Consider the following 480-nt stretch of genomic DNA (forward strand, 5'->3'; position numbering starts at 1 on the left):
TGTAATAACTCAGTTAACGTATTGCTAAGGTTAACGACGGTTAGATTCACCTCTTACACAGCACCTAGTGCAGAGCATGATGCTGGCCTTGGCAATGGAGGCTTAGGTCGACTTGCTGCATGTTTTTTAGATAGTTGTGCCAGTCTAGCGCTTCCGGTTGTTGGGTATGGTATTCGTTATGAATATGGCATGTTTAACCAATCTATCGAAAACGGTTATCAAGTCGAGCATCCTGACAACTGGTTACGAGAAGGACACCCTTGGGAGCTGAGTGCGCCAGAACAGTCAAAGCGAGTTAAGTTCTTTGGCCATGTTGAGTCATATGTCGATAAACATGGAAGAACACATAGAGCGTGGGTGAACACTCAGGATGTTCTTGCTGTGCCTTACGATGTGCCAATTCCTGGTTATAAAAATGACATTGTTAATACATTAAGGCTAGGTGCTGTGTAAGAGGTGAATCTAACCGTCGTTAACCTT

The 480-nt window shown here is 44.0% G+C and carries 1 pseudogene; it reads left to right on the forward strand.

From position 1 onward, the window contains the following. Positions 1-441 (forward strand): annotated as a pseudogene (locus ACXAC4_RS26610) (glycogen/starch/alpha-glucan phosphorylase); the annotation flags it as partial. Between the last annotated feature and the right edge of the window lie 39 nt (positions 442-480).

The organism is Pseudoalteromonas sp. AWM4_233 (assembly GCF_056158285.1).